Source organism: Metabacillus arenae, from assembly GCF_014773385.1.
Lineage (GTDB): Bacteria > Bacillota > Bacilli > Bacillales > Bacillaceae > Metabacillus_D > Metabacillus_D arenae.
In genome coordinates this window covers 37,076-60,866 of record NZ_JACXAI010000034.1, presented here as the reverse complement: position 1 = coordinate 60,866, position 23,791 = coordinate 37,076, and the positions used below count along the sequence as shown (strand labels likewise).

At 38.9% G+C, this 23,791-nt stretch carries 19 protein-coding genes and 1 pseudogene; 8 read left to right on the top strand and 12 right to left on the bottom strand.

Going from position 1 to position 23,791, the window contains the following annotated elements; genetic code table 11:
- Positions 1 to 226: 226 nt before the first annotated feature.
- The 10 genes from IC621_RS20810 to IC621_RS20765 form a co-directional block, all read right to left on the bottom strand.
- Positions 227 to 1,651: a sigma-54 interaction domain-containing protein gene (locus IC621_RS20810; RefSeq protein WP_191161040.1), complete on the bottom strand. Its 1,425-nt coding sequence runs from the start codon at positions 1,649 to 1,651 to the stop codon at positions 227 to 229.
- Between the two features lie 290 nt (positions 1,652 to 1,941).
- Entirely contained in the window at positions 1,942 to 2,085 is a 144-nt protein-coding gene (locus tag IC621_RS20805) for a hypothetical protein (RefSeq protein ID WP_191161038.1), read from the bottom strand.
- Positions 2,086 to 2,407: 322 nt separating this feature from the next.
- Complete coding sequence (locus IC621_RS20800; protein ID WP_224752695.1) at positions 2,408 to 3,694, bottom strand: MFS transporter; 1,287 nt, start codon at positions 3,692 to 3,694, stop codon at positions 2,408 to 2,410.
- 27 nt (positions 3,695 to 3,721) lie between these two features.
- Positions 3,722 to 4,669, bottom strand: a complete 948-nt coding sequence (locus IC621_RS20795; RefSeq protein WP_191161036.1) for a phosphoglycerate dehydrogenase — start codon at positions 4,667 to 4,669, stop codon at positions 3,722 to 3,724.
- A gap of 18 nt (positions 4,670 to 4,687) precedes the next feature.
- Entirely contained in the window at positions 4,688 to 5,683 is a 996-nt protein-coding gene (pdxA, locus tag IC621_RS20790) for a 4-hydroxythreonine-4-phosphate dehydrogenase PdxA (protein WP_191161034.1), read from the bottom strand.
- Complete coding sequence (locus IC621_RS20785; RefSeq protein ID WP_191161032.1) at positions 5,680 to 6,966, bottom strand: four-carbon acid sugar kinase family protein; 1,287 nt, start codon at positions 6,964 to 6,966, stop codon at positions 5,680 to 5,682. The genes pdxA and IC621_RS20785 overlap by 4 nt, the downstream gene beginning before the upstream one ends.
- A 15-nt stretch (positions 6,967 to 6,981) precedes the next feature.
- Positions 6,982 to 8,148 (bottom strand): iron-containing alcohol dehydrogenase, encoded by a 1,167-nt coding sequence (locus tag IC621_RS20780; RefSeq protein ID WP_191161030.1) that lies wholly within the window; start codon positions 8,146 to 8,148, stop codon positions 6,982 to 6,984.
- A gap of 16 nt (positions 8,149 to 8,164) precedes the next feature.
- Positions 8,165 to 9,052 (bottom strand): 4-hydroxy-tetrahydrodipicolinate synthase, encoded by an 888-nt coding sequence (gene dapA, locus IC621_RS20775; protein ID WP_191161028.1) that lies wholly within the window; start codon positions 9,050 to 9,052, stop codon positions 8,165 to 8,167.
- 169 nt (positions 9,053 to 9,221) lie between these two features.
- Positions 9,222 to 10,979 carry a sigma-54-dependent Fis family transcriptional regulator gene (locus tag IC621_RS20770; protein WP_191161026.1) on the bottom strand — a complete coding sequence of 586 codons (1,758 nt, stop codon included), beginning with the start codon at positions 10,977 to 10,979 and terminating at the stop codon, positions 9,222 to 9,224.
- A 476-nt stretch (positions 10,980 to 11,455) separates the two neighbouring features.
- Positions 11,456 to 11,905, bottom strand: coding sequence for a YwpF family protein (locus IC621_RS20765; protein WP_191161024.1), 450 nt, complete (start codon positions 11,903 to 11,905; stop codon positions 11,456 to 11,458).
- A 316-nt stretch (positions 11,906 to 12,221) separates the two neighbouring features.
- On the opposite strand from IC621_RS20765, the gene IC621_RS20760 reads away from it, so the two are divergent.
- Together IC621_RS20760 and IC621_RS20755 are read left to right on the top strand one after the other, a co-directional pair.
- The gene (locus IC621_RS20760) at positions 12,222 to 12,578 is read left to right on the top strand and encodes a single-stranded DNA-binding protein (RefSeq protein ID WP_191161022.1); all 357 of its coding nucleotides are present in this window, start codon (positions 12,222 to 12,224) and stop codon (positions 12,576 to 12,578) included.
- Positions 12,579 to 12,951: 373 nt separating this feature from the next.
- Positions 12,952 to 13,821, top strand: coding sequence for a fructosamine kinase family protein (locus tag IC621_RS20755; RefSeq protein ID WP_191161020.1), 870 nt, complete (start codon positions 12,952 to 12,954; stop codon positions 13,819 to 13,821).
- A gap of 434 nt (positions 13,822 to 14,255) precedes the next feature.
- Here the strand turns inward: IC621_RS20755 and IC621_RS20750 are convergent, their stop codons facing one another.
- Positions 14,256 to 17,009: a DEAD/DEAH box helicase gene (locus IC621_RS20750; protein ID WP_191161018.1), complete on the bottom strand. Its 2,754-nt coding sequence runs from the start codon at positions 17,007 to 17,009 to the stop codon at positions 14,256 to 14,258.
- Entirely contained in the window at positions 17,002 to 18,639 is a 1,638-nt protein-coding gene (locus IC621_RS20745) for an SWIM zinc finger family protein (RefSeq protein ID WP_191161016.1), read from the bottom strand. The genes IC621_RS20750 and IC621_RS20745 overlap by 8 nt, the downstream gene beginning before the upstream one ends.
- Before the next feature lie 255 nt (positions 18,640 to 18,894).
- Here IC621_RS20745 and IC621_RS20740 point away from each other — a divergent pair, with 255 nt between their 5' ends.
- The 6 genes and pseudogenes from IC621_RS20740 to IC621_RS20720 all read left to right on the top strand — a co-directional run bounded on the left by IC621_RS20740 (position 18,895) and on the right by IC621_RS20720 (position 23,432).
- Complete coding sequence (locus tag IC621_RS20740) at positions 18,895 to 19,041, top strand: hypothetical protein (RefSeq protein WP_191161013.1); 147 nt, start codon at positions 18,895 to 18,897, stop codon at positions 19,039 to 19,041.
- Positions 19,042 to 19,391: 350 nt separating this feature from the next.
- The gene (locus IC621_RS20735; protein WP_191161011.1) at positions 19,392 to 21,371 is read left to right on the top strand and encodes a T7SS effector LXG polymorphic toxin; all 1,980 of its coding nucleotides are present in this window, start codon (positions 19,392 to 19,394) and stop codon (positions 21,369 to 21,371) included.
- The gene (locus tag IC621_RS20730) at positions 21,364 to 21,834 is read left to right on the top strand and encodes an antitoxin YezG family protein (protein ID WP_191161009.1); all 471 of its coding nucleotides are present in this window, start codon (positions 21,364 to 21,366) and stop codon (positions 21,832 to 21,834) included. The genes IC621_RS20735 and IC621_RS20730 overlap by 8 nt, the downstream gene beginning before the upstream one ends.
- A 414-nt stretch (positions 21,835 to 22,248) precedes the next feature.
- A pseudogene (locus IC621_RS27365) lies at positions 22,249 to 22,344 on the top strand (T6SS immunity protein Tdi1 domain-containing protein); the annotation flags it as partial.
- Positions 22,345 to 22,486: 142 nt separating this feature from the next.
- Positions 22,487 to 22,942, top strand: coding sequence for a DUF4274 domain-containing protein (locus IC621_RS20725; protein ID WP_191161007.1), 456 nt, complete (start codon positions 22,487 to 22,489; stop codon positions 22,940 to 22,942).
- 97 nt (positions 22,943 to 23,039) lie between these two features.
- The gene (locus IC621_RS20720) at positions 23,040 to 23,432 is read left to right on the top strand and encodes an immunity 22 family protein (RefSeq protein WP_191161005.1); all 393 of its coding nucleotides are present in this window, start codon (positions 23,040 to 23,042) and stop codon (positions 23,430 to 23,432) included.
- The last annotated feature ends 359 nt before the right edge of the window (positions 23,433 to 23,791 follow it).

Genomic DNA, 23,791 nt, shown 5'->3' with positions numbered 1-23,791 from the left:
TTTCTAAACCACCTTCATTCAACAATTCCTTTTAAACCGTTGATTCCTCAATGATATTTAAAAAAATAAAAAAGAAAGCGCTGTCAAAATAAACGCCTTCTTTCAATCCTATTTTTTCTAATTTCTTAGAAAAACGGATAAAACAATTTCTCCCGATATACTGATGTGACAACAAATTTCTTATATTTCTAACTTTTTAGAAACTCGGCAATAAATTTCTAAAACATTAGAAATCAATATGATAACGTTTCAGTTTGTTATATAAAGTAGCAAGCGAAATTCCTAACGCTTTTGCTGCCTTTTTCTTTTCTTCAATATCGCTCCCAAATCTTTTTAGTGTTTGTTGAATAAATTTGCTTTCCGCTTCCTCCATTGCTTCTTGTAAGGTTTGATTGGATGGAGTTACAGGCTCAAACAAATGAATTCCCTTCTTCATAATTAGCTCAGGCAGGTGCTGAACCTTAATTTCGGTTCCCTCCGCCATGCAAGATGCATAATCAATCACATTTTTTAATTCGCGAACATTTCCTGGCCATTCGTATGACAGCAAAATCTTTAAGGTTTGCCTATCAATTGTATAGGGGGATGGAGGATAATGCTCAAACGATAAATTCATTGCAGATGAATGGAGCATTGAGTTGACAAGGTCAGGGATATCTTCCTTTCTCTCTCGAAGCGGGGGTACTTGAAGACGAATGACATTCAGCCTGTAAAATAAATCTTCGCGAAAGCGGTTCTTTTTGACAAGCTGTTGTAAATCACGGTGTGTTGCGGCAATAATCCTTACATCAATACTCCGCTCGGCTGTTTCTCCTACTCTGCGTATTTTTCGTTCTTGTAATACCCTTAGCAACTTCGCTTGGAGATCGTACGACATATCTCCAATTTCATCAAGGAAGATCGTTCCGTTATTTGCAATTTCAAACAATCCGATTTTGCCGCCCTTTTTCGCATTCGTGAAAGCACCGTCTCCATAACCGAATAGTTCGCTTTCTAAAAGCGTTGATGGTATCGCCGCACAATTGACAGGGATAAAAGGTTTATTCTTTCGGCTGCTTTCATTATGAATAGCCTGAGCGAACAACTCTTTTCCCGTACCGCTTTCTCCTGTGATAAGAATCGCTAAATCCGACTCGGCAACCCTTTCTGCGACATACACTGCTTCTCTTAACCCTCCGCTTCTTCCTATGATTTGCTTGAAGGTGTACTTTGCCTGGTAAAGAGAATTCATCTTTTTTTGAAGCTGCTCTAATTTTTCCCCTTTTTTCTTCAACTCTTGGGATAGCTTATGTACTTCCGTCAAGCTCTTGCAAACTGATACGGCTCCGATGATTTTGTCATTTACAATGATAGGAGCCATATCTACTATATATTCTCTATTATCCGTTTTCCGGTAAACCCCGACCCTGCATTTTTTATCTGCTAATGTCTCAGGTAATTGAGCGCCCGGTCGATAATCCTTTAGCCTCTTTCCAATAATATCCGGAGTTACTCCAGTAATCTGTGTATATTCCGGGTTAATGTGTCTAACAAATCCCTGATGATCGATAACGAGGATACCGTCATTAATAGAATAGACGATTGCCTTCCACCACTCTATCTGTTTTTCCAGAATGAAACCCGATGAGTAATCTTCAGATAATTTAAACATGGATTTTCTACATTCCTTTCTGCTTTTCATAACAAAAATCAATCTCTTATATACAGAATATTCTATCATTTATTGGGGGAAAAGACATTCTATAAGGTTTCTGATGAAAAAACTGAAAAGATTTAAACTTACTTATAAAACAAGTGTGTATTCTATGGAAATGTAGTTAACATAATAACGATTTAAGAACGCCTTAAGTCACAAGCCAAAGCCTCCCAAAAGACAAGAGCATCATTTCCGGAAGGCCCCTTTTACTTGTCGCCTATAGACGGGCGTCTTACCCTTCTACTTTAAGTCCTTTTCCTAATCTCAGTCATAAACACATCATCTGAAAGCAAAGGAGTATCTTTTCCCTCATTCAATTTCTCCAGCCACTCCATCATCATAAATGAAGTGTGACGTACTAAAACGAAATCCCAATGATGATAATGCAATAGAGTTCCTCCTGTCTTAAAAACGTACTTTATAACGTATGTAAAAAGACAGAAAGCGTATAGTGCTTCAGCTTAAATTTCAAAAACTTGAGTAACTCATTTTTTGAGCAAAAAAAGGGGCCGCCTTATGAAAGACGACCAAGAATATTTATTGGGTAAAGGGGGGGATACGTTATTATGTTTGCCAATTTTGGTAATTGCTATACTTATAAATTAGAAGTTTTTTTAAAATCAATGATCTATGACATTATCTAAATCATACAGCATTAAATCTATAAAGACCTTATCTAAACACCAACTGGGAAAGGTATGGAATACAAGATTAAGCTTCGATAGGTTTAACTTTCCCAAGAAAGAAAGCATAGTTTAAAATCCCTATAACGATGAGGGCTGCTGAAAAAAGCAGGGCAGGAACGAAGGAGCCTGTCGCACCGACTATAAATCCTGTAACGATCGGTCCGACTACTCCACCCATATTTGATACAGTATTTTGCATACCTGCTACCATAGATGTCATGTTTTTCGGGGCTACTTCACTAGGAAGTGCCCAAACCTGTGAAGCAGCTACAGTTGTCCCTGATTTTGCAATACATAAAAGGACAACAGCAAGAACAGCTGATTCTGCAAATGCGGCAAAACCGATACAAGCTGCCATCAAAAGCCCAATAATTAAAAATAATTTTCTGGTGGCTGTTAAGGAGAGAAGCCCTTTGGAGTAAATTTTATCAGATGTCCACCCCGCAATGACCTCTACCACCATTGCTGTTAGCAAAGGAAGAGATGCAATGATGCCCATTTCAATTAAATTCATGCCGCGTTCCTGTACTAGATAGGTTGGCAGCCAGGTAATAAAGAAATAGGAATTATAGTTAATCATAAAGAACCCAATACACATCGCCCAAATATTCCTATGTTTTAACAACTGATACCATTTCATTGGCATTACTTTGTCTGTGCCTTCTTTTTTTTCCTGACCATCTCGAATATATTTAAGCTCTGCTTCATTTACTAATTTGTGATCTTCTGGATTATCTTTAAAAAAGAATAACCATATAATTCCCCAAACAATCCCTAATGATCCAATGATGACAAATGTCCATTTCCAGTCATATAAAGAGATAAGCCATACAATTAAAGGCATAGCCACAGCACCTCCAAATTTGGAACCGCTGTCAAAAATTCCTGCAACTGTAGCCCTTTCCTTATCCGGGAACCATTTTGATGAAATACCCGCATTGCTTGGATAAGCAGCTGCTTCTCCGACCCCAAGTGCCACTCGAAGTCCAAGTAAAGATTTAAAGCCAGTTGCAAGACCTGTAACTGCAGTTGCTAAAGACCACCATACAACTGCAATTCCTAGTGTTTTTTTCTGGCCGTATTTATCTGCTGCATAACCTGATGGAAGCTGCAGCAAAGCATAAGACCAGAAAAATCCTGACATGATAATTCCCATTTGACCCGCAGTTAAATTGAATTCTTCTGTAATATAAGGTGCTGCCGCAGATAATACTGTTCTATCAATATAGTTAATGGCAATGGCTGTCCACATCATGGATGCCACAATCCACCTAACTTTTGTTCTTTTACCAGACAGATGATCTGTGTTCAATTTCTTTACGCCCCTTTGTCTCTGTTATTAAGTATTTACCATATACTGAGGTGTTTTTCGATGATTTAAAACATCCACAATATTTTTAACACAAACCATACCGAGTGTATTTACTGCATCACTTGTATAACCTGCTGCATGAGGCATTGCAATGAATTGGTCAAGGTCGTAGAGAGGGGAACTCTCCAAAGGCTCTAAGGCAAATACATCCAACGCAGCACCAGCAATCTCTTTGTTAATTAAGGCATCGTATAAGTCCTCTTCTGAAACAATACAACCCCTTGAAGCATTAACTAAAAAAGCATTTTTTTTCATTAGTTGGAATTGGGCTTTGCTAATCAGATTTTTCGTTTCCTCAATCAAAGGCATGTGAAGGGTGACAAAGTCACTGTTCTTTAACAGTTCTGTTAACTCAACGTATTCTACTTGGTATTCTGCTGCAAAAGTTTGATCAGGGTATGGATCAAATGCCAAAATATTCATATTAAAGCCCTTAGCTCTTTTGGCGACTTCTTTCCCAATCATCCCCAGTCCTACAATTCCAATGGTTTTGCCATATACATCTGAACCGAAAATTCTTGGCCATTCTCCATTTTTGGTCTGCTGAACTCCTTGTGGGATTTTCCTCGCAAGAGCCAGCATTAAACCGAAAGCATAATCTGCTACAGCATGCTTATTGGCATTAGGGACATTCGTTACGAATACATTCCTCTTTTTTGCTGCAGGAAGATCAATATTGTCGACGCCAACACCGTGCTTGCAGATGATTGTTAAGTTCGGCAATTGTTCAAGAACGTTTTCGTTGATTCGATTAAAAGCTACGATTGCGGCATACGCATCTTTTGATTGCCTAATAAATTCTTCCTCTTCAATATCTGCAGGCAGCCTGATTAGTTCAATGCCATTTTCTGTGAGGTATTGAACGGGTTCGTCAGAATACTTTGCAAATGAAGGTGAAGTACAAACCACTTTCATTTAAAAACCTCCATGATTTTATTTTGGTGATAGATTTGCGGCCGCACGAATGGCTTCTATCATACTGCGCTCATCGGCCAAGTTTTTTCCTGCAATATCAAATGCTGTTCCGTGGTCGACTGAAGTTCTAATAATGTTTCCGTTTAATCCCAATGTAATATTGACGCCTTCATCAAGACCCAATACCTTTATTGGAACATGACCTTGATCATGGTAACAGGCAATGACTATGTCAAAATCTCCTCTGACCGCTCTAAAGAATAATGTATCTGCGGGATATGGGCCAGTTACTTCAATACCTTCTAAAGCTGCTTTTTCAATACCTGGAATCAGTTGCTTTTCTTCTTCTCTATTTCCAAATAGACCGTTTTCACCAGCGTGCGGATTAATTCCGCATACAGCAATTTTAGGATTCTCCATTCCTGCACTTGTAAGAGTTTTATGCGCTAGTTTAATAACTTTATATGTTCTCTCAGGTGTAATCGACTGAATAGCTTCTAATAATCCCTGATGGGTTGTCAGGTGAATGACTTTAAGGTTGGGTGAAGACAGCATCATGGAATAATCCTTTGTGCCGGTTAAATCTGCAAGTATCTCTGTATGGCCAGGATAAATATGCCCGCCTTTATGCAAGGCTTCCTTGTTTAAAGGCGCAGTGCAAATAGCCTGTATGTCGCCGTTTTGTGCGAGATTGACAGCTTTTTTCAAAAAGTGAAATGCGGCATTGCCAGCTTCAGAAGACACAGCTCCAATGGGCAAATCATGTGGAAGTAAATCAATATCAAGGCAATCGATGATGCCATATTGAGACCTGCTTTCCTTAACATCTGCGATACGGTGCAGTTCAGCCCTTGATTCAGTTAGCTGAACGGCTCGTACTAATAATTTAAAATCTCCTATGACAATTGGTGTGCATATTTCATAGATGGAGGAATGACTAAGTGCTTTGATAATTATTTCAGGCCCAACCCCGGATGCATCCCCCATTGTAATTCCTATGACAGGCTTTTTCATGTATTTATCCTCCCCTGCAATAGATGTACTGCTTTTGATAAAACCTCTACTGTCCCGAAGTTTCCTGCTTTCGTTACAGCATACATATCTTCATAATTACTTAGCTTTCCAATTGGAATACCGGGCTCGATTTCATTAATAACTTGAAATTCATTGACCCCCAGTTGATCCATTACCTGATAAGCGGTATCACCACCGGTGAGAAATAGATGATGAACCTTACATTCTTTAATAACCTGAGCTGCTGTTTGCCCAAGGATTCTAGAAATCTCATTACTGATTTCAACTTGGTTTAATCCGTATTTTTCGCCAGCTTCATGTGTTTCCTTTACATTCCCGCAAGAAAAGAACGCTACATTTCTATTGGCTAAAAACGCTTCTTTTATTTCTTTTTTCAAACGTTCTATTTCTTTCTGCTTGGTCATTTCATCTTGAATAACTGCCGAGGATTGCAATTCTACCCCGATAGCTTCTTTGCTAAGAAGTAAATGGCTGAGCTGTTTTCTTCCCACTTTACTAACGCTGCCAATTACAAGGAATACCGGTGTATTTGATTTTGATATTGACCATTCAGGGTTCACCGATTCTAATCCGTAAGCCTTTGGTAGATAGTTCATAAGACATGCAGATCCTGTCCAAATAACTGAGTATTTCATTTGACTGACCATTTGGGTGAAGAGCTCTAAATCTGAATCTTCAATCGAATCCACTACTATATAAGAGATATTTTCTTTTTTAAATCCAACTAGACGATCTGAAACATGGGTGATTCCTTTTCGTAAATCCCTGTATGATAAAAGGCCGGTTTTTTGATTAGATTGGCATTGGATTAGTTTTGGAATGTATGATTCAGTGACAGGGGTTTTAGGATCTGTCGAAAATTCAGTTTCATGAATCTGAGTGTGATTCAAATAATGAATTCCATCGATCACCTGCCGTCCCATTTGTGGATAAGCTGGTGCTATAAAGACAAAATCAGGCTGAAACACATCTTTTATTGCATTAAGCTCCTGACCGATATTCCCTCTCATCGTGCTGTCTATTTTTTTGTAAAGGATATCAATGGGTAAACCCTTTATTTTGTCACAGATATCCCTGACTTTTTGATAGGCCCCGCTCCCAGAAAGAGATCTGCTGTCAGAATTAAAGACCAACACATCTCGTTCCTGAATCAATCCTGAAGAAGGTTTTATCATCACAGAAACATGTAACCCAAATTGGATCAACTGTCCGCTGCAATCACTTGCACCTGTTAAGTCATCTGCTATTACTGCGAATCTCATGGTTTTATCACTCTACTATGCTAGTAATTTTTTGTATATCATTTTCATATCTTTCATCTCTACAGTCTTAGGGTTATTGTTCAAAAGTCTTGTTACCTGAGAAGCGGAATACGCGAGCTCCTCGAGATTCTTGTCTTTCACGCCGTATTCTTTTAAATCCTGAGGGATGTTCAGGTGATAAGTCCAGCTTTTAATTTTCTCCACTACTTTAGCTGCTGCTTGTTCTTTTGACATGCCTAAAGTGATAATGCCCATTGGCTCCGCCACCAAGGACAATCGATGAACAACAGCATCCATATTAAATTCCATAACATGCGGCAGAAGCATTGAGTTTGCTACACCATGGGTAATCTTATATTTGCCTCCAAGGGGATAGGCAAGAGCGTGAACGGCAGCAGTTCCAGCGCTTGACAATGCCATTCCGCCATACATTGAGCCAATTAGCATATTTTCACGTGCTCTTACAGAGTCTCCCTGTTGATAGGCTTCTAGAATGCTCGAGGATATTAGGCGTATGGACTCTAAAGCAAACATGTCACTGATTGGATTTGCTTTGTTACTAATAAAGGATTCTAAAGAATGAGTGAAAGCATCCATTCCAGTTGCGGCAGTAATTTCTTTTGGCAGGCTGACGGTTAAAACTGGATCCATAATGACCAGTTTTGGATAGAGATGCTTACTGACTACACCTATTTTTAATTCTTTATCAGGCAGGGTCACAATTGCATTCGGGGTCACCTCTGCACCTGTTCCGGAAGTTGTAGGGATTAGAACAGTTGGAATTCCTGGATGTTGGACCAAATCTGTCCCAAGAATGCTTTCGATGGAACAATCGTTTGTCATTAAGACTGAAAGAATCTTCGTACTGTCCAAAATACTTCCGCCGCCTAAGCCAACGACAATGTCATAGCTGTTTTTCGAAACCTCGGAAAATACTTCTTCAATGTTTTCAAGGGTTGGCTCAGGTTGAATTTGGATATTTACATCTACATGGATGCCTTTATTCGTTAATTGGTTTTTTAATTCATCTGCAAAGCCTAATCGTTTCATCGATGGCTGTGTCACCAGCAGAATGTTTTTTATGTCCGTTCCTAACAAGGAAATATGATCTGCTGCCTTTTGAAAGGAATTTTCTCCTGCTATGATTCGTTCTGCTGTTTGAAATTGGTATAGATTCTGCATTGGATCACCTCTTAATCTATTTGAGATTCTTTTTATAGGAATCTACCATTAGTTTAATTTTTTCTAACGCATCGCCTGTCGGTTCCTTCACTGGAAGCTTAGGTGGTCCTACAGGTATTCCGTATAGATCGGTTGCTTTCTTTAATGAAGATGGAATCGTTCCGTATGCAAAGGTATCTCTTAGCGGCTGCAGCTTCTCTTGTTCAATTTCTGCTTGATTGATGTTTCCTTCGTGCCAATGGTTATAAATGGCTACAACCGTTTCAGGAAGCATGTTGGCTGTAGCGGCAACCGCTCCTTTACCGCCTGCTGACAAGGTCTTCAAAATAAGCGAATCTGTACCGGCAAATACAGCGAAATCCTTGTTCTTAGTTGCCTCAATAAAGGCTAAAATATTTTCAAATTGACCACTGCTGTCCTTAATTCCCGCAATATTTGGAACGTCTGCAAGCTCTGCAACAATTTCAGCATGAATGTTTATCCCGGTTTTTGAAGGAATGTTGTACAAAAGCACAGGAAGATTTGACTCATTTGCTATTGCTTTGTAGTGATCCAACAATTCTTTCTGTGTAGGCGGTATAAAAAATGGAGTAATAATGGAAAGTGCATCTGCGCCAGCCTCTTCCATCATTTTTGAAAGCTCAATGACTTCTTCAGTACTGTTTCCTCCTGTACCTATCATAATAGGTACTCTTCCGGCTGCTTCTTCAATGATGACTTTTGCAATACGAACTTTTTCTTTATTATTAAATAAATGAAATTCACCATTTGTTCCTAAGGCAAAAATGCCATGGACACCTGATTGGATAAAGTGGTTCGTCAATTGACGAAGAACATCTTCGTTAACTTGTTGGTCTTTGGTTAGGGGAGTAAGCATAGCAGGAAAAATCCCTTTTAATTTCAAAACATATACCTCCTAAAAGCGTTTTCAAGGTTATTATATTATTAAGTGTTACAATAATCAACATTATTGTGATAAATAAATAGATAATCAACAAAATTGTTTCATTTTTAAACAATAAAAAAGCTCGTCGGGATGACGAGCTCTCATGTATAGATGCCGATTCACTTCATTAAACCTTAAGCTTCCTCCAAAGTGTAGTGCGGTTAATTCCCAATCGTTTAGCTGTCTTGGTCTGATTCATTCCTTCTTCAAGCCAAACCTTCTGAATGATTCTATTTTCAATTTCCTCCAAAGTACCAGACAAATCAATTTCTTCATTTCCACTATTTATCTGCTCGGAATCGAGGACATGCTGGATAAGTTCTTTTTCAATATAAGGCTGCTTTGCCAAGAGTACACATTTACCAATAACCTGCTTTAATTGATTAATATTTCCACGCCAATTAAATTGCTGGAGTATATCTATTGAGTTTTTCCTGATTCCGACGATTTGTTTGCCGTACAGGGTATTGAAATCATGGATAAACAGTCTGGATATGATCTCAATATCCTCTATCCTTTCATTTAAAAGAGGGAGCTCAATCGTCAATTTTGCCAGCTCGTCATATAAATCAAGAAGTATTTTATGATCGCGGACATATTTATGAATGTCACCATTTGAAGTGACAATGAAATTAGCATGTAAAGAATTTGTTTTCAGTTGATTCATAAGCTTTTTTTGTAGCTGAAGAGGCATAGCTTCAATATTTTTAAGAAGCACGGTTGTTTTATTTTTCTCTGATCCTGATTTGTTTACTAATGAAACCCAGCTGTCATCTTCAATCAACTCACAATTGAGAACTAGCAGAGGCTCAGAAGTGGTTGTATCATGAAAATGAATAAAATATGCCAGGCTTTCTTTACCTGTTCCTTTTTCTCCAGAAATCCATATATTTTCAATTTTAGAACGATAGGCCAACGCTGATTCAATCGTCTTCTTCAATTTATCATTGTCCGTTAACAAAAAAACTTTAATCGCTTTTGATATCGCTTGATTATAAGATACGATGGACAATCCAGAAGGGAGGCTTGATTGATTAAACGGGCTTTGTGTAAGCTTGAAAGTTATCATTTTTGAAGAATCAATGGATAACTGATCCCCAGTAATCTCCCAAAAAAACCCTTGGTCCTCAATTATTGAAGAATAGCTTCCTGTTTTGTGGGTGTTTTCAAAAGCGACATTAAATTCTTCTTTTTTTAAGAGGTCTTCACCAATCTTACTATCAAAATATTTATTAGAAAACAGCTTACTTTTCTTCTCTGACAGCACAACAATTCCTTTTTCCTCTTCCTTTATCAGATGGTATGGAATCGTATATTGCTGCTTCACTTTATTTATATAGGAATACAACTTTTTAGCACTAGAAAAAGCTTTTCCTACACTTTCTTCCCCAGAGGTCAGCAAAAATCCGTTTAATCCAAGCTTTTCAGCTTCAGAAACCGTAATAACATCACCGATAATAACCTGGTATCCTTCTTTTTTTAAAGCTTCAAGCTTTGGTTTTACCTCTCCTTCACTATTAATAGTGTACGAAGAGATTTCAATATTAAGAATTTCACATATAGTAGCAGCACCTTCGGATATCTGTGAAAAACCTACAATAGCTGTTTTACCAGGATAATCTTTAACAAAGGTAAGCACTCGGAGCATATCATATCCTGAAACTTCTATTTCCACAACAGGAAGTGAGATCTCTTTTTGAATCATGGCTGCAGTCCCGCCACGGCTAATAATAATGTCCGTTCCGTTTAGCAAAGCCTCTTTAGAAAGTGCTACCCCTTGCTTTAAATCTCCTATTTCCACTTGTAATTCAAAATTTTCCGCTTTTCCCATCGCCAGCATAATCTCTTTTAATCCCTCATAGGGAGCAATAGCTAATATTTTCATTCCCTATCTCCTTCTGTTGCAATATTAAACATAACTCTACTATACCTTATTTTTTGGAGAAGGTGTAGAGCCATTAAAAACTTGATTATCTATATAAAATCTATTATGTACTCTCGTTCAATTCAAGAATTATCGGTCATAATAGTATTAGCTTGAAATTAAATAATTTGCGAAAAAATTTGTTCTCATGAGGCGGAGTTCACAAGTTGTTCACAAAATAGGGGAAATTATTTTCAAACCTTAAGAATTAATTCAAATCTTCAGTGGTGAAAATGTTGCGCTGTTGAATTTTTGCTTGTGTTTACTAAAGTGAGTCCCAGTGAAAAGGGAAGGGGAGTTCACAATTCAGAAAAAACCTGAGCTCTCAAAAAGAGACCAGGTTTTTAATTAGATTGTTCAATTTCAATCTGGATTAAGATACTTTTTCGGAGTCTTTAATTCCTATTACAGAATCCCATATAGCTATTAATTGGTTCTTAGACACTCGTATTTCTAACGTTCTTTTTTCTCCGGTGCAGTTCGGTTTTGAATTCCTTTAGGAGGGTGTCGCCTTCTAGTCCTTTTGAAAGCAAACCGCCGAGAATAGACTCTGCTTCCTCGATAGAGCTTCCGCGGCCTATTTTTCCGTCAATGAGAATAGAGATGTGCTCTTCCAATACTGTGATTGATTTTACGTTTCCGAAGATCTTTGCTGGGACATTTGCTTTCTTTGAAATGGTTGCAAGCAGGTGAATTTCAGTATGTTGCTGCAAAAGAGGCTCAAAAAGCTCTAGGTATTGCTTGTCTAAGAGTGCTTCAATGAGCCAGCGATTTTCGCCATCCTCCCGATTGATAATTAAACCGCCCTCAAGGGGAAGCTCTTCAAACTTCTTATTTTGCATGACTTTCCGTTCAATTTCCAAGCCTACCAATTTAAAGGTTTTCATCATTTGCCACCTTTCTTGTTTGGTGCTTTTTCGTCCAGTTTTCCTCATTATACCATACCTTGACAGATATCAAAAAATTCCACGTATTTCTATAATCCATGAACCATTAGTTAGTAAAAGAACATCTTTTTTCTTTGTTTATGAAAATAGTTCAAAAATATTTAAAAACAGCATTAGTGTGTGTAAAATGAACTTTTTATTAAATAAACACTAAAATTTACAGAAGGCGTAAATTGAAATCTGCATTTCGCCAGTTTTTGTTATTTTTTGTCTTTTGGTACAATCTGCTTGTAGCTTAAAGGAAAGGAGGATTGACGTGATTAATAATGTCACACTTGTTGGGCGGTTGACGAAGGATCCTGAAATTCGCTACACAGCTGAAGGTCTTCCATTAGCGAACATCACGCTTGCTGTCAGCAGACAATTTCGTAACTCAGCAGGAGAAATTGAAACAGATTTTGTAAACTGCACCCTCTGGCGAAAAACTGCAGAAAACACTTCGAACTACTGCCGTAAAGGATCTGTCGTCGGCGTATCAGGCCGAATTCAAACCCGCAACTACGAAAACTCTGAAGGTAAACGAATTTACGTTACAGAAGTTGTCGCTGACTCTGTCCGTTTCATGGGTGGAAAGCCCCGTGAATTAGCTGAACCGGAAGCAGCAGCCAACTAAATCGCCCTTATCCACATTCAAATCCTCATCATAGAAAATCAATGGTACCCTCTCAAGTCCCTCTCTTTACCAGTCGAAGGTTGGCTGGGTTTTTCTGGGGCAAAATGTTCTTTTTAAAGAACAAATGAATGTGTTATTGCATCTCATTGGGGATTCTCAAACTCCAAGGGAAACCCTTCATTACCAATGATAAAATGGTTATTTAATAGATGAAATGATTTTAGAAGGAAATTTGCTAGGTGACCCAATATAATTTCCTTCTTTGTTATCATGAAAAATTGACAAAAAAATTCAGTATTTTCATTATGTTTTATAACTCTATTTTTATGGTATAAATTTGGATAACAGACAAAATGAAGGAGGAAGAAGCATAATGGATATACAGCAAACAATTAGAAAAGCAGCCCAAACAGTTGTTGCCGGCGTCGAAATTAGGGAGATGAACGCTGTAAGCGGCGGTGATATAAACGATGCATTTGTCGTTGAAACTGATAAGGACAGGCTTTTTGTTAAAGTGAATACAGGCGTCCCGGCTGATTTTTTTGAAAAGGAGGCACGTGGATTGGAGGAATTGAGAAATTCAGGTGTTGTCCACGTTCCTGAAGTACTTGCCTATAACAGGGAAGAGGACCAAGAGCGGTTTCTCGTGCTTTCTTACATTGAAAGCAGTCCTGGAAGGAAGTCTGATAAAATGCTGGGAGAACAGCTTGCTAGTTTACATAATGTTACTAAATCGTTTTACGGTCTTTCCTATGATAATTATATTGGCACGTTCAAACAGGAAAATGGAGAGTACGTTAGCTGGGTCGATTATTTCAGAGAAAAGCGCCTGCTCACTCAAATCAGGCTGGCTCAAAGCAATGGTTATCTTGATGACAAGCAGGCAAAACACCATTTCCTGCTGGCTGATAAGCTTAACAGCTGGCTACCCGATCAACCTGGCTCCTCGCTCCTCCATGGGGACCTTTGGGGCGGAAACAAGATGACAGATAAACTTGGCCGTCCCGTCCTAATTGACCCGGCCATCCTTTACGGCGACCGCCAGATGGATTTAGCGATGACAGCCCTTTTCGGCGGCTTTTCAGATACCTTCTACGAGGCATATGAAACTGCCTCAGGCGAGAAGCTTGATCAGGAGATTTGGCCGCTTTACCAGTTATTTTATGTATATATGCACCTGAATAAATTTGGAACAAGCTACTTAGCCCACGCGGAACGAATTGTGAAACGGTTTGTCGGCTAAGCAATAAGAAGAGGCAAGAAATGCTGGTAAAAGAAATTTAACAATAAGTCGTGTTCACCTGACGAGCGTACAATTATTTCGATAACGGTGCAAATAATCTGGCGAGGGTCCAAATATTTTTTTAACGGTGCAAATATGCCGACGATGCAACTATTTAATTATCGCTGCATTTCCTTATAAAAGCACACAACAAAAAGGCTTCGCCTACGCGCGAAGCCTTCCACATACCGTTATCTAGTGACCTTCTCCTGCACAAGCCGATAGAGCTTCTCCCACTCCTTCGACTTCGGTGTGTTTCTATCAAAAACTTTTGCAACAGGCGGCTTTTTCTCTTCCTTTTTTTCAACCATGAGCACTTCTCCTTATCAAAAATCTTCTAATGGTACCAGGTACCAAAGGTACCTGGTACCGTTAACCCCGCCAATTCTGCTAAATTACCTTAGCGTAAATAGTTCTTCCAGCTCGTTGGTGGTTAGCTCGGTGATCCAGTTTTCACTAGTTATAATTTGATCGTTTAAAGTTTGTTTTTTTTCGAGCATGTCGTCGATTTTTTCTTCGATGGTTCCGGTTGTGATCAGCTTATGGACATGGACGAAGCGATCCTGCCCAATTCGGTAAGCGCGGTCGGTTGCTTGGTTTTCAACCGCAGGGTTCCACCAGCGGTCATAGTGGACGACATGGTTCGCCGCCGTTAAATTAAGGCCCGTTCCGCCAGCCTTCAAGGACAGAATTAAAATAGGATAGTCTCTATTTTGAAACCCTTCCACCATCCGGTCCCGCTCCACCTTAGATAAGCTGCCATTAAGGAACAGCACTTTTTCATCTAACACCTTCTCGAGCAAGTCCCCAATCATCTCACCCATGCCAATATACTGGGTGAAAATTAAACAGCTTTCCTTATGTTCGCGAATGGCGGTCACAAGCTCAAGCAGCTTCTCCATTTTATGTGAGCGGGTATCAACTTGCGCTGGGACATTTTCCTTCAAATACAAGGCAGGGTGGTTGCATATTTGCTTTAATTTCCCGAGCATTTTCAAAATTAATGCTTTTCGCTGCATTCCCGCAAGCTGAGCGACTTCAGAAAATGTGTCCTTTACCAGCTGCTCATACAAGGAGGCCTGCTCCACCGTAAGCGGGATATATTCCTTCTGCTCCTGCTTGTCAGGCAGATTCAATGCCACTTGTTCATCCCGTTTTGTCCGCCGTAATAAAAACGGTTTAATAAGCTGCTGCAGATTTTGAATGACGTCCGCCTTTTGGTCCTTTTCAATCGGCAGGACAAACTTTTTATGAAATGCATGCAAGCTGCCTAAATAGCCATGATTCAAGAAGTCGAAAATCGACCATAGTTCTGTTAGTCTGTTTTCCATCGGAGTCCCGGTCAGCGCAATGTGATGCTTGCCCTTCAGTTTCCGAATTGCCCGCGATTGTTTTGTTTGCGCATTCTTTATATTCTGGGCCTCATCTAAGCAAACCGTGCTCCACGTTACTTGAGAAAGCTCTTCATAGTCAGCGTGAGACAGGCCGTAAGACGTCAGAACAATATCGGCTCCCTTTACAGATCCCAGAAAAAGTTCCCCTTTTGCCCGGTTCGGCCCATAATGCAGATGGACGTTTAGATCAGGATTAAACCTTTCCACTTCCTTCTGCCAGTTGCCGAGAACAGAAGTAGGAGCAATAATCAATGCCGGCCGCTCCGGCTGTTCCTGTGACTTGACTGCCGTAAAATAAGCAATCATTTGAATCGTTTTTCCAAGTCCCATATCATCGGCGAGACACGCCCCAAAGCCGTAATTCCGCAGAAAAGAAAGCCAGTTGACACCCTGCTGCTGATATGGACGCAGCTCTCCTAAAAACGTCTGGGGGACAGTTACCTCAGGAATATCTGTTGTTTCCCTAAGCTGATTCAAAAGTCCTTTCATTTGCTGGTTTAATTCAATTTCAATATTGGCAAACAAGCGAGGATCCTTACTATCGACATCCTCGTCAAGATCTTGAGCAGATAATTCCTGCTGCAAAATATCAGAAAAATGAAGACCTTCCTTTTCGGCCTTTTTTAACAAAGCTTGGACTTGGCGAATAAAAGCAGGATCGAGCTTTATCCATTGCCCTCTAAAGTTCACAAGCCTTCGCTTATCATTGACCATCTGCAAAAACTCTTCCTCAGAAAGCTCTACCCCATTTGTCGAAAGCTTCCAGTTGAAATCAATAAGGGAATTCATCCCAACAAATGACTGACCTCGTGGAGTAGAGGAAACCTGTGCCTTCAGAAGCATGTTCGACTCCTTCACCACATTCCACCAGGAAGGAAGCAGAATCTCAACCCCCATGTTGACGAGTGTTTCACTCGCATCGGTTAAAAAGAGCCACGCCTCATCCTCTGTGATAAACGTTGTTCCAGACTCGAAGCTTAACCAAGGAATAACTTCCCTAAATCGCACTTGTTCCCGCTCAATCCTTGGGAAAAACCGTTTCCACCTGGAAGGAAGACTGGCTTTTCCTCTAAAGACCATCCACTCTTCTTCATTTTTCTTGCCGCGAAGAAACAATTCTAGCCGCCAATCATCCCCGTCAAGGTCGGGCTCATTTAAGCGAAGTCCAATTGTAAAAGGGGTCTCATCTGAGATCCAGCCGATTTTCTCTAAAAAATCCTCCTCATCTAAAAAGTGCCCCTCTACATGCTGGATGGCAGGGTATTTCTGCTTGATCTCATGCCAAACAACCTTAAGCTGGCCATCTTTATCAATAAAATCAGATACTGCCAGGGAAAACCAATCACCTGTATAGCCTTCTAATGTATGTTCATAATCGCGCCATCCAAACCTGCCATGTTTGAATGCATTGAAATCAGGCATAAAATCGCCGTCAGCTATGTATTCATAAATTGTCGAAGCAGGTTCAAGCAGTGCTTCCGTCTCTTCACTAAACCCAACCTTTGCTAATGAATTAAACGTGTTTTTGCCAAGCAGCTCCGCCATCATCCAAGGAGAAAGAAGAAAGGCAGGTGTCCCGATAAAGCTCACATCTTCAAGAAATGTCCCATAATAAGAGGACTCATGCCATGTGAACAACAGCTTTTTGACCTCCTCAAGGCCAAGAAATGCTCCGTCTTCATCTGTTGCCCACACGTAAAAATAATGATCATCCAGCTGTTCAGAATGCAGTAAAATCGTTTTCGATTCAATCATGAACCAACTTTCCTTTCTTTAGCTCCTCATGAAAAGCCCGCAAACGCTTGTGCTCTTCCATTAATTTCATTAAATAGTGTTCCCACACATCTTCTTTTTTCATCTTCTTATAAAGGGTTCTGAGCTTTTTCAAATAACGGACGGCAAGTTTATAATGCTGGCGGGATTTTTGCTCGATCTCATCCCGAACTGCCTCGTGATAGAAGGGAAGCAGTGTTTTTGGTGCCTGTTTCTCAATTTCCTTTAGATAATCACGGTCCAGTTCATAGACCCCAAAACCAATCAGAGATTGCAGCTCTAACCATTTCTCATACCTGCCTTGGACAAACAGAAACGTTTGGAATTCTGCATAGCTGTAAGGAAGCAGCATTTCACAATACCGTTCAAATTGCTCTTCCTTTTTGGTTTCCTGGCAATAATTTGTCAGGACTCGTAATAAAAACCGAACAGGCATTCTTTTTTCATCAAATGGAAGGTCGTTCTCTAAGTACGCAGGGGCCGCCTTCTCAATATAGCTCAGCCATGTGTTCAATCGGTTCCATTCTTTTTTATCAGCAAGCTCTTCGATCCAATTTAATGTGAACGGAAATAAAGCTTCAGTAAGCTTCAAGGATCTTTCGATGACAAGGTCATCTTTTTTCTGAAGAAAATGTAAATGCATCAACGCGACTTCACATTCGGCCAAAAACTTATTGTCTTGGTTCATTTCATGCTGTTTTCGCTTCTCAAGCCATTCTCTCTCCTGATCAATCCACTTCTCCTTACGGAATAAGGAGGACCAAATCATCCGATAAATCGATATCCGGTCATATTGAAAGGCTTTGCCCCCAATCAAAAGACCATGAAATTTTTCAGGACTGTCTTCTAATAATGGGTCCATAGAAAAGGGAAGCGCATACCGTTTCAATTCTTGGAGCTCATAGTACAAATCATCCTGAAGCTGATCCATATAAGGAAAATAAATTTGCTGTAACAAATATTCGTTTGGGTTCGTCTGTTCTATTAGAAGGAGCAATTTTTCAATTGCCGCGTTTGCAGCATGAATGAGATAAAGCCGCTTAACTTCTGGTTTCATAGGTGTTTTTCGCTTTATTCCCGCATAAAATGTATGGTGTAAACTTTGAGCAAGCTGAACGGACGAGTAGCCGGTATTTGCTTGCCAGCTTTGAAATTCCCGCTCGAAAAATTCATACCAAGAGGCAATAGACTCCTGTTTAGGCTCGTCTTTTTTATGTGAATTTGCTTGCTTTTGCGGACTAAATGTTTTTATGACTTGATCTGGTTTTGGAGCAGATTTCCATTGATCCACAAATGTTCCCAACCTCTCCTTATGAGCATATACATATAGAAATACAGCGGTAATGTGACGGCAAAGCTCATCTGCCGGGCAAGTGCATGTGCTCATTGAGACAAAATTTAGATCAAGCTCAACATTCACTGGACTTACGTCCTGAACCCGTGCTTTGACTAAATCATCTTGAGATCGAACCTGTGAAACACTGCCTTGGCGATAAAGGATCAGTCCCTTTTTGATTAAATTCCGATCTTGTTCATTAGAAGGCGAGAGGAGGTTCATCATCTGATCACTTGCATGAAGCACCTGTTCTTTAGAAGGTAACATCTCGGACATTGCGGCCGCTCCTTTCCAACGTTCAAAGTTCCAATTCCTTAATTATAACGTAAAAGGTGGTCAAAGAGGAAGGCGTATAGAGAGTGGGCAAATTCTAGAGGATACATTTCGGGGGGCGGATGCCATCTTGTGCTCATCAGACATAAAATAAAAAGTGGCACGAATGGTATGAATGTCCGTTGCATTTCTAGCAAACTAGCAGTATAATGATTTCATCCTTGTATAAAAATGTCAAATGAAAGGGAATTTTGTAAGATGAATCAATCAAAATTAGTACAAGAAGCGTTCTTGCAAATCCTTAAGGAAGCCAAAACTAAAGGCGAACAATCGAAAGACGTCACAACAAAAGAAATGTTAGATGACCTAGTCGTGCAAATTAAAAAAGTTTACGCCTGTAACTAGAATGGAAACAAATGGTGAAGCCAATTATAAAATTAAATAGCAAAAAAAGAAGCACTGAGCAGAAATGCTTAGTGCTTCTTTTTTACTTTTATCGCGGTACCACGTACCTTTGGTACCAGGTACTGTGTCAATCGCCCTATTCAGCTGTTAGTCATAACACCTTATAATGGAAAATATGGAAGTTGATAAAAAAAGCAGGCTGTTTTCGCCAAAATCTCAGGATTACGAGTCTTTTGAGATGGGAAGTGAGACTTAAAACAGTCGGACCACAGCTTAGTTTAACATCTCTATTAAAACTCAAGTGACTATCTTTACGAAAAGAGCCAAAAATAAAGAAAGGCCAGGTGGAAATGAAGGTATATGAAGCGAAGACTTTGACGTCTGCCATGGAAGAACGAGCCAAGCAATATAAGGATTTAAAGGAACAGCTGGAACAATTAAAAAAAGCGTTTAAAAGTATAGTAGATAACGAGGAATTCAAAGGAAAAGGCGCAGAGGCGATCAAAGGCTTTTATCAGGGTCATATTGATGTTGTCGAGGCATGGCACCGCTTGATTGATCGCAACATGGCCTTCTTTGAAGGGATTTCAGGCATGACGGAGGACGTTGATTTAGCGGGAGACACGGTCGTGCAGCTCCCTTTCCTTGAGGAAAATTTGGAGCGAGCCAATAAATTGTCCAAAGACATAGTCTCTGAGCAGCAGGACGCTCTGCAAAAGATTTTTAATGACGTCAGTGACTTAGTCTCTCTGAACATGTTTTCAAGAGAATCGTTTGACACCCAGATCGAAAAAGCGGAAAAAGAGCGCTCAGAAACGGTTCAGAAGGTCAATAAGCTGGATGAAGATTTGAAAAACGAGTATGCGATGTCCGAAAGCGAAGAAAATTATGTTTACGGATTATTCGCTTCATTAATGAAGGCGACAAGACAGGGAAATGAGATCTCTCCCTTATACTTTAATGCGAACGCCTATCATAACAGTGAAGTCTACCAGCTCAAAGGGGAAGCGGAAAAACAAACCATTGACTATTTAAACTACAAGAAAGATCAGGAAGAAGCAAGAGAAGTTCAAAAGCAAATCGAAGAAATGGAAAACCGTCCCTGGTACGAAAAGGCATGGGACACCGTCTCCACCTTCACCGGAGAAGTCACAGGCTACTATGACGCCAAAAGAGCGGCAACAGGCGTCGACCCTGTAACAGGAAGAAAGCTATCAGACGCTGAAAGGGTAGCAGCAGGGGCCATGGCAGCAGCCGGCTTCATCCCCATCGTCGGCTGGGCAGGCCGGGCACTCAAAGGCGGAAGTGCCATTTATAAAACAGTAAAAGGCGCCAACGCCGCCACGCATGCACTCGACGCCTTAAAAACAAGCAAATCGCTCTCGATTCTAAACAAAACAGAAATGGGGATCTACGGATTAGTCTCCGCCAACGGCTTCTCAGAAGCGATCACAGGCAAAGACATGTTTGGAAACGAGTTAACCGATGAACAGCGTAAGCAAAGCCTAATCAACGCAACTACGATTCTGGGAGTCGGTGCGGCAGGGTATGGAGTAGATCGGTTGCTGAGGAACAAAGTCCCTGCTCCTACCAAAGCACCATATAGCAACAAGTATATAAAAGAAAAATTAGCGAAAGCTCAAGAATCATTGAAAGACATTGGCAGAAGAATTGGTGATATCCAAGTGCCGGTGAAGGCGCAGGTTTTAAAAATGGCGACGAATAACGGCCCAGGCATGCCTCTGCCAGTTCTAAATGTGGAGACAAGGTCGGTTAGGGACGTGCTTCAGAGGGGTTCTTCTGGTAGAATAGGTGGTAGAGGCACTGAAAGAGTTATTACTACAGTTCAATACGGTGAGCATTATACAAGAGAAAGTCGAAGAAAAGTATTAAAACCAAATATTCAATATTCAAGTAAGGAAGGATACGTTTATAAAACGGATGACAAGGGTCGGATAGTAAGTTGTGAAGGGAAACTTAACTTGGGTAATGCAAAAAGAAACAACCATGCGCAAAGGATAGTGGGAAGAGAAGATAGATTACCTGATGATGACGGTGGTCATTTAATAGCAAGTATTTTCAAAGGATCAGGAAATCTTGATAATCTTGTTCCAATGAATGGAAATTTAAATAAAGGTGAATGGAAGAAACTTGAGAATACATGGGCAGATGCACTTAAACAAGGTGATGAAGTGAAGGTAAAGGTAACTCCAAACTATAAGGGAGACTCACAACGTCCAGTAAGTTTTGATATTAAGTATAAAATTGGTGATGATGAATGGGAAATTAGACGATTTGATAATGTACCGGGAGGAAAGTTAGATGAATGAAGAACAATTAGATAGATTATATCAACAGATAGCAGAAGTTGTTGCAGACACTGTTCCAGAAGAATGGTCTAAGGTTTATTTATACGGTGAGGTTGTTGAAGGATCTCAGACTGCTTACTTTTATTATTACCCTGAAGGTAGTGATAAACCCATATACAGCCATGAGATAACTGAACTATTTACAGTAAGTGAGCTTGAATACTCAGAAAAATGGCATCGATTAGTAGATTTTATTCAAGAACTATGGAGAGAGTTTAAAGATAATGGTCAAGAGCCTTGGACAAATTTTACTTTGGTTTTTGATAAGATAGGAAAGTTTAATATTGATTTTAATTATGAAGATCTTTCAAATATAGACCCTCATGAAAGAAAAACTATTTGGAAGTATAAGAATCTTGGCATTACACCTAAAAGCAATTCTGGAAAAAAGCATTTAGAAAAATATCTTTCCACACTGGAATAAAGAAAAAATATATACCTAAAGCAAGTTAAGGGTGAAAAGAATGAGAAATAGGCGATATGACAGTTTAAATGTATGAAGTATTATCAAGGGTACAAGCAAAAAGCTTACGAAACAAAACATGCTCGTTGGTTTAAAGATAGGATTAGTAAAGAATTACTATAGCTAACAAAAAGCATTTGATTGTCTTTTAGGCAACAAGTGCTTTTTGCTTTTTTTATGAAATTTAATTATAGGAGAACATAAATTTTGTTTTCTTGAAATTCATAACTCATGAAGGTTGTACTATCATGGATTTTGTTTTAATGCATGGATAGTACGATAATTAGGCGATATGACATTTCACATGCAGGGGTACTTATGATACTGCAAAGCCAATAAACTAACTAGAATAACAAAGCTCGTGGCGATGAACAAGGTAAAAGAAATACAGAAAAAGTCGATCATTTGAAAAAAGTGAAATTTGTCGAACATATTTACTTAATAACTCAGGTTATAGGACCGATTGAATAAAGGAACTTTGTGGAAAATTTGTAGGTTAATTTGTGATAGTTAGAAATAAGAAAACAAGATTAATAAAGAAAATAAAAATATTTTTTAATACTACCTTGGAAGGTTTTTAGCCTATAGATATTTTTAAAGGGAGTTGAGTACAATGGATTTTCAAGAGATTAAATTTCTTAAAGAGTTGCTTTATAATACTGAAAAAGATGATTTAATAAGCAAATTAAATAACTTGGATAGCCCTTTAATCCTCCATTATTTTGCTGCAAATTATAATTGGAACAGTGGTTTTGATGTCCCTGAAATAATCCTAGAGAATGAGAATTGTGATTTGGGCACTGGATTATTAATGTTCCATTATGCGGATGGCCTTCGCCTAATAGAAAATCCAGAGGATATTACAAAATCTACCTCTAAAGAATGGAAAGACTTTCTTTATAAACTATATAATAAATTGTTACATACTGAATTTATGTCACAGAGTATTTCATTTAACCCTGAATTAACTAATATTCAAATATTTAAATTAAAAAAAGGTAAACCTAATATTCCAGAGATTTTTATTAGAAATTCACCAGGAAGAATTGTTGATATTCCTAAATTATAAATTACCCTTATTTTTCTAAATCTCTATTAGGGTTTATTGTGTGACTAACCATAGATTTATAGTCGGTGTAAAAATTTAATAGTAAAGGGTGATAAATATGGAAAAGCAAGGGAATGTTTCATTATGGATAGGTAAAATAAATACCGAGGAAGATTTAAATGATTATTTGAAATTGGTTTATACAGATGATGGTGAATCCCTTCCATCTCCATTCCTCAAGGACTTTGAAATCGAATTAAGCGACTTTGACGAAGACTTTATTGAGGCTGTATTTCGCGGTGAGTCGGTGGGAAATTTAGAGTGTTTAATTGAGGGATGTTCATACGACGATATTGTTATTCCGCTCTTTGGAGGAAAAAATAGAACGGTACTTCCTGATAAAACAAACTCTGCTATATTACTCTACAATTTTGATTATCAAGGTAGAAAAAAAGAGATTAGAAATAAAGATTATGTTTTCGAGTATCTAGGAAGTGTTAAATACTCTTAATTTCTTATAATGAACTACTAAGGTTTAATTATTTCTCTCAAAATCATATAAATATCGAAGTAATATTAGGAATAGGAGATGAATATTAAAATCAATAATAGAGGTGGAGGAACTGCTATAATTTTATGTGAAAAATGGCTTAACAATATAAGTGATAGAAATTGAAAAATTAGCACAAGAGGAATTAAGTTTTGCTAATACATTGGAATTAGTGAAAATTATAAATTAACTATAATTGGCATTATGGCTACATGTTATAGGAAGAAGAAGTTTTAGCATTTAATTATACTTGAGTGGATTGTTATCGTGTTAAATTATAATTTGGAAACTTCAATTCTTTTAATTAATCAAAAACCCTG

What these genes read in the sequence shown, in the direction of transcription:
- IC621_RS20795 (WP_191161036.1), bottom strand. Translation starts at nt 4,669, where the DNA reads ATGAAAGTGGTTTGTACTTCACCTTCATTTGCAAAGTATTCTGACGAA.
- IC621_RS20745 (WP_191161016.1), bottom strand. Translation starts at nt 18,639, where the DNA reads ATGTCCGAGATGTTACCTTCTAAAGAACAGGTGCTTCATGCAAGTGAT.
- IC621_RS20810 (WP_191161040.1), bottom strand. Translation starts at nt 1,651, where the DNA reads ATGTTTAAATTATCTGAAGATTACTCATCGGGTTTCATTCTGGAAAAA.
- IC621_RS20735 (WP_191161011.1), top strand. Translation starts at nt 19,392, where the DNA reads ATGAAGGTATATGAAGCGAAGACTTTGACGTCTGCCATGGAAGAACGA.
- pdxA (WP_191161034.1), bottom strand. Translation starts at nt 5,683, where the DNA reads ATGAAAAAGCCTGTCATAGGAATTACAATGGGGGATGCATCCGGGGTT.
- IC621_RS20780 (WP_191161030.1), bottom strand. Translation starts at nt 8,148, where the DNA reads ATGCAGAATCTATACCAATTTCAAACAGCAGAACGAATCATAGCAGGA.
- IC621_RS20755 (WP_191161020.1), top strand. Translation starts at nt 12,952, where the DNA reads ATGGATATACAGCAAACAATTAGAAAAGCAGCCCAAACAGTTGTTGCC.
- IC621_RS20725 (WP_191161007.1), top strand. Translation starts at nt 22,487, where the DNA reads ATGGATTTTCAAGAGATTAAATTTCTTAAAGAGTTGCTTTATAATACT.
- IC621_RS20765 (WP_191161024.1), bottom strand. Translation starts at nt 11,905, where the DNA reads ATGAAAACCTTTAAATTGGTAGGCTTGGAAATTGAACGGAAAGTCATG.
- IC621_RS20740 (WP_191161013.1), top strand. Translation starts at nt 18,895, where the DNA reads ATGAATCAATCAAAATTAGTACAAGAAGCGTTCTTGCAAATCCTTAAG.
- IC621_RS20785 (WP_191161032.1), bottom strand. Translation starts at nt 6,966, where the DNA reads ATGAGATTCGCAGTAATAGCAGATGACTTAACAGGTGCAAGTGATTGC.
- IC621_RS20770 (WP_191161026.1), bottom strand. Translation starts at nt 10,979, where the DNA reads ATGAAAATATTAGCTATTGCTCCCTATGAGGGATTAAAAGAGATTATG.
- IC621_RS20720 (WP_191161005.1), top strand. Translation starts at nt 23,040, where the DNA reads ATGGAAAAGCAAGGGAATGTTTCATTATGGATAGGTAAAATAAATACC.
- IC621_RS20750 (WP_191161018.1), bottom strand. Translation starts at nt 17,009, where the DNA reads ATGATTGAATCGAAAACGATTTTACTGCATTCTGAACAGCTGGATGAT.
- IC621_RS20730 (WP_191161009.1), top strand. Translation starts at nt 21,364, where the DNA reads ATGAATGAAGAACAATTAGATAGATTATATCAACAGATAGCAGAAGTT.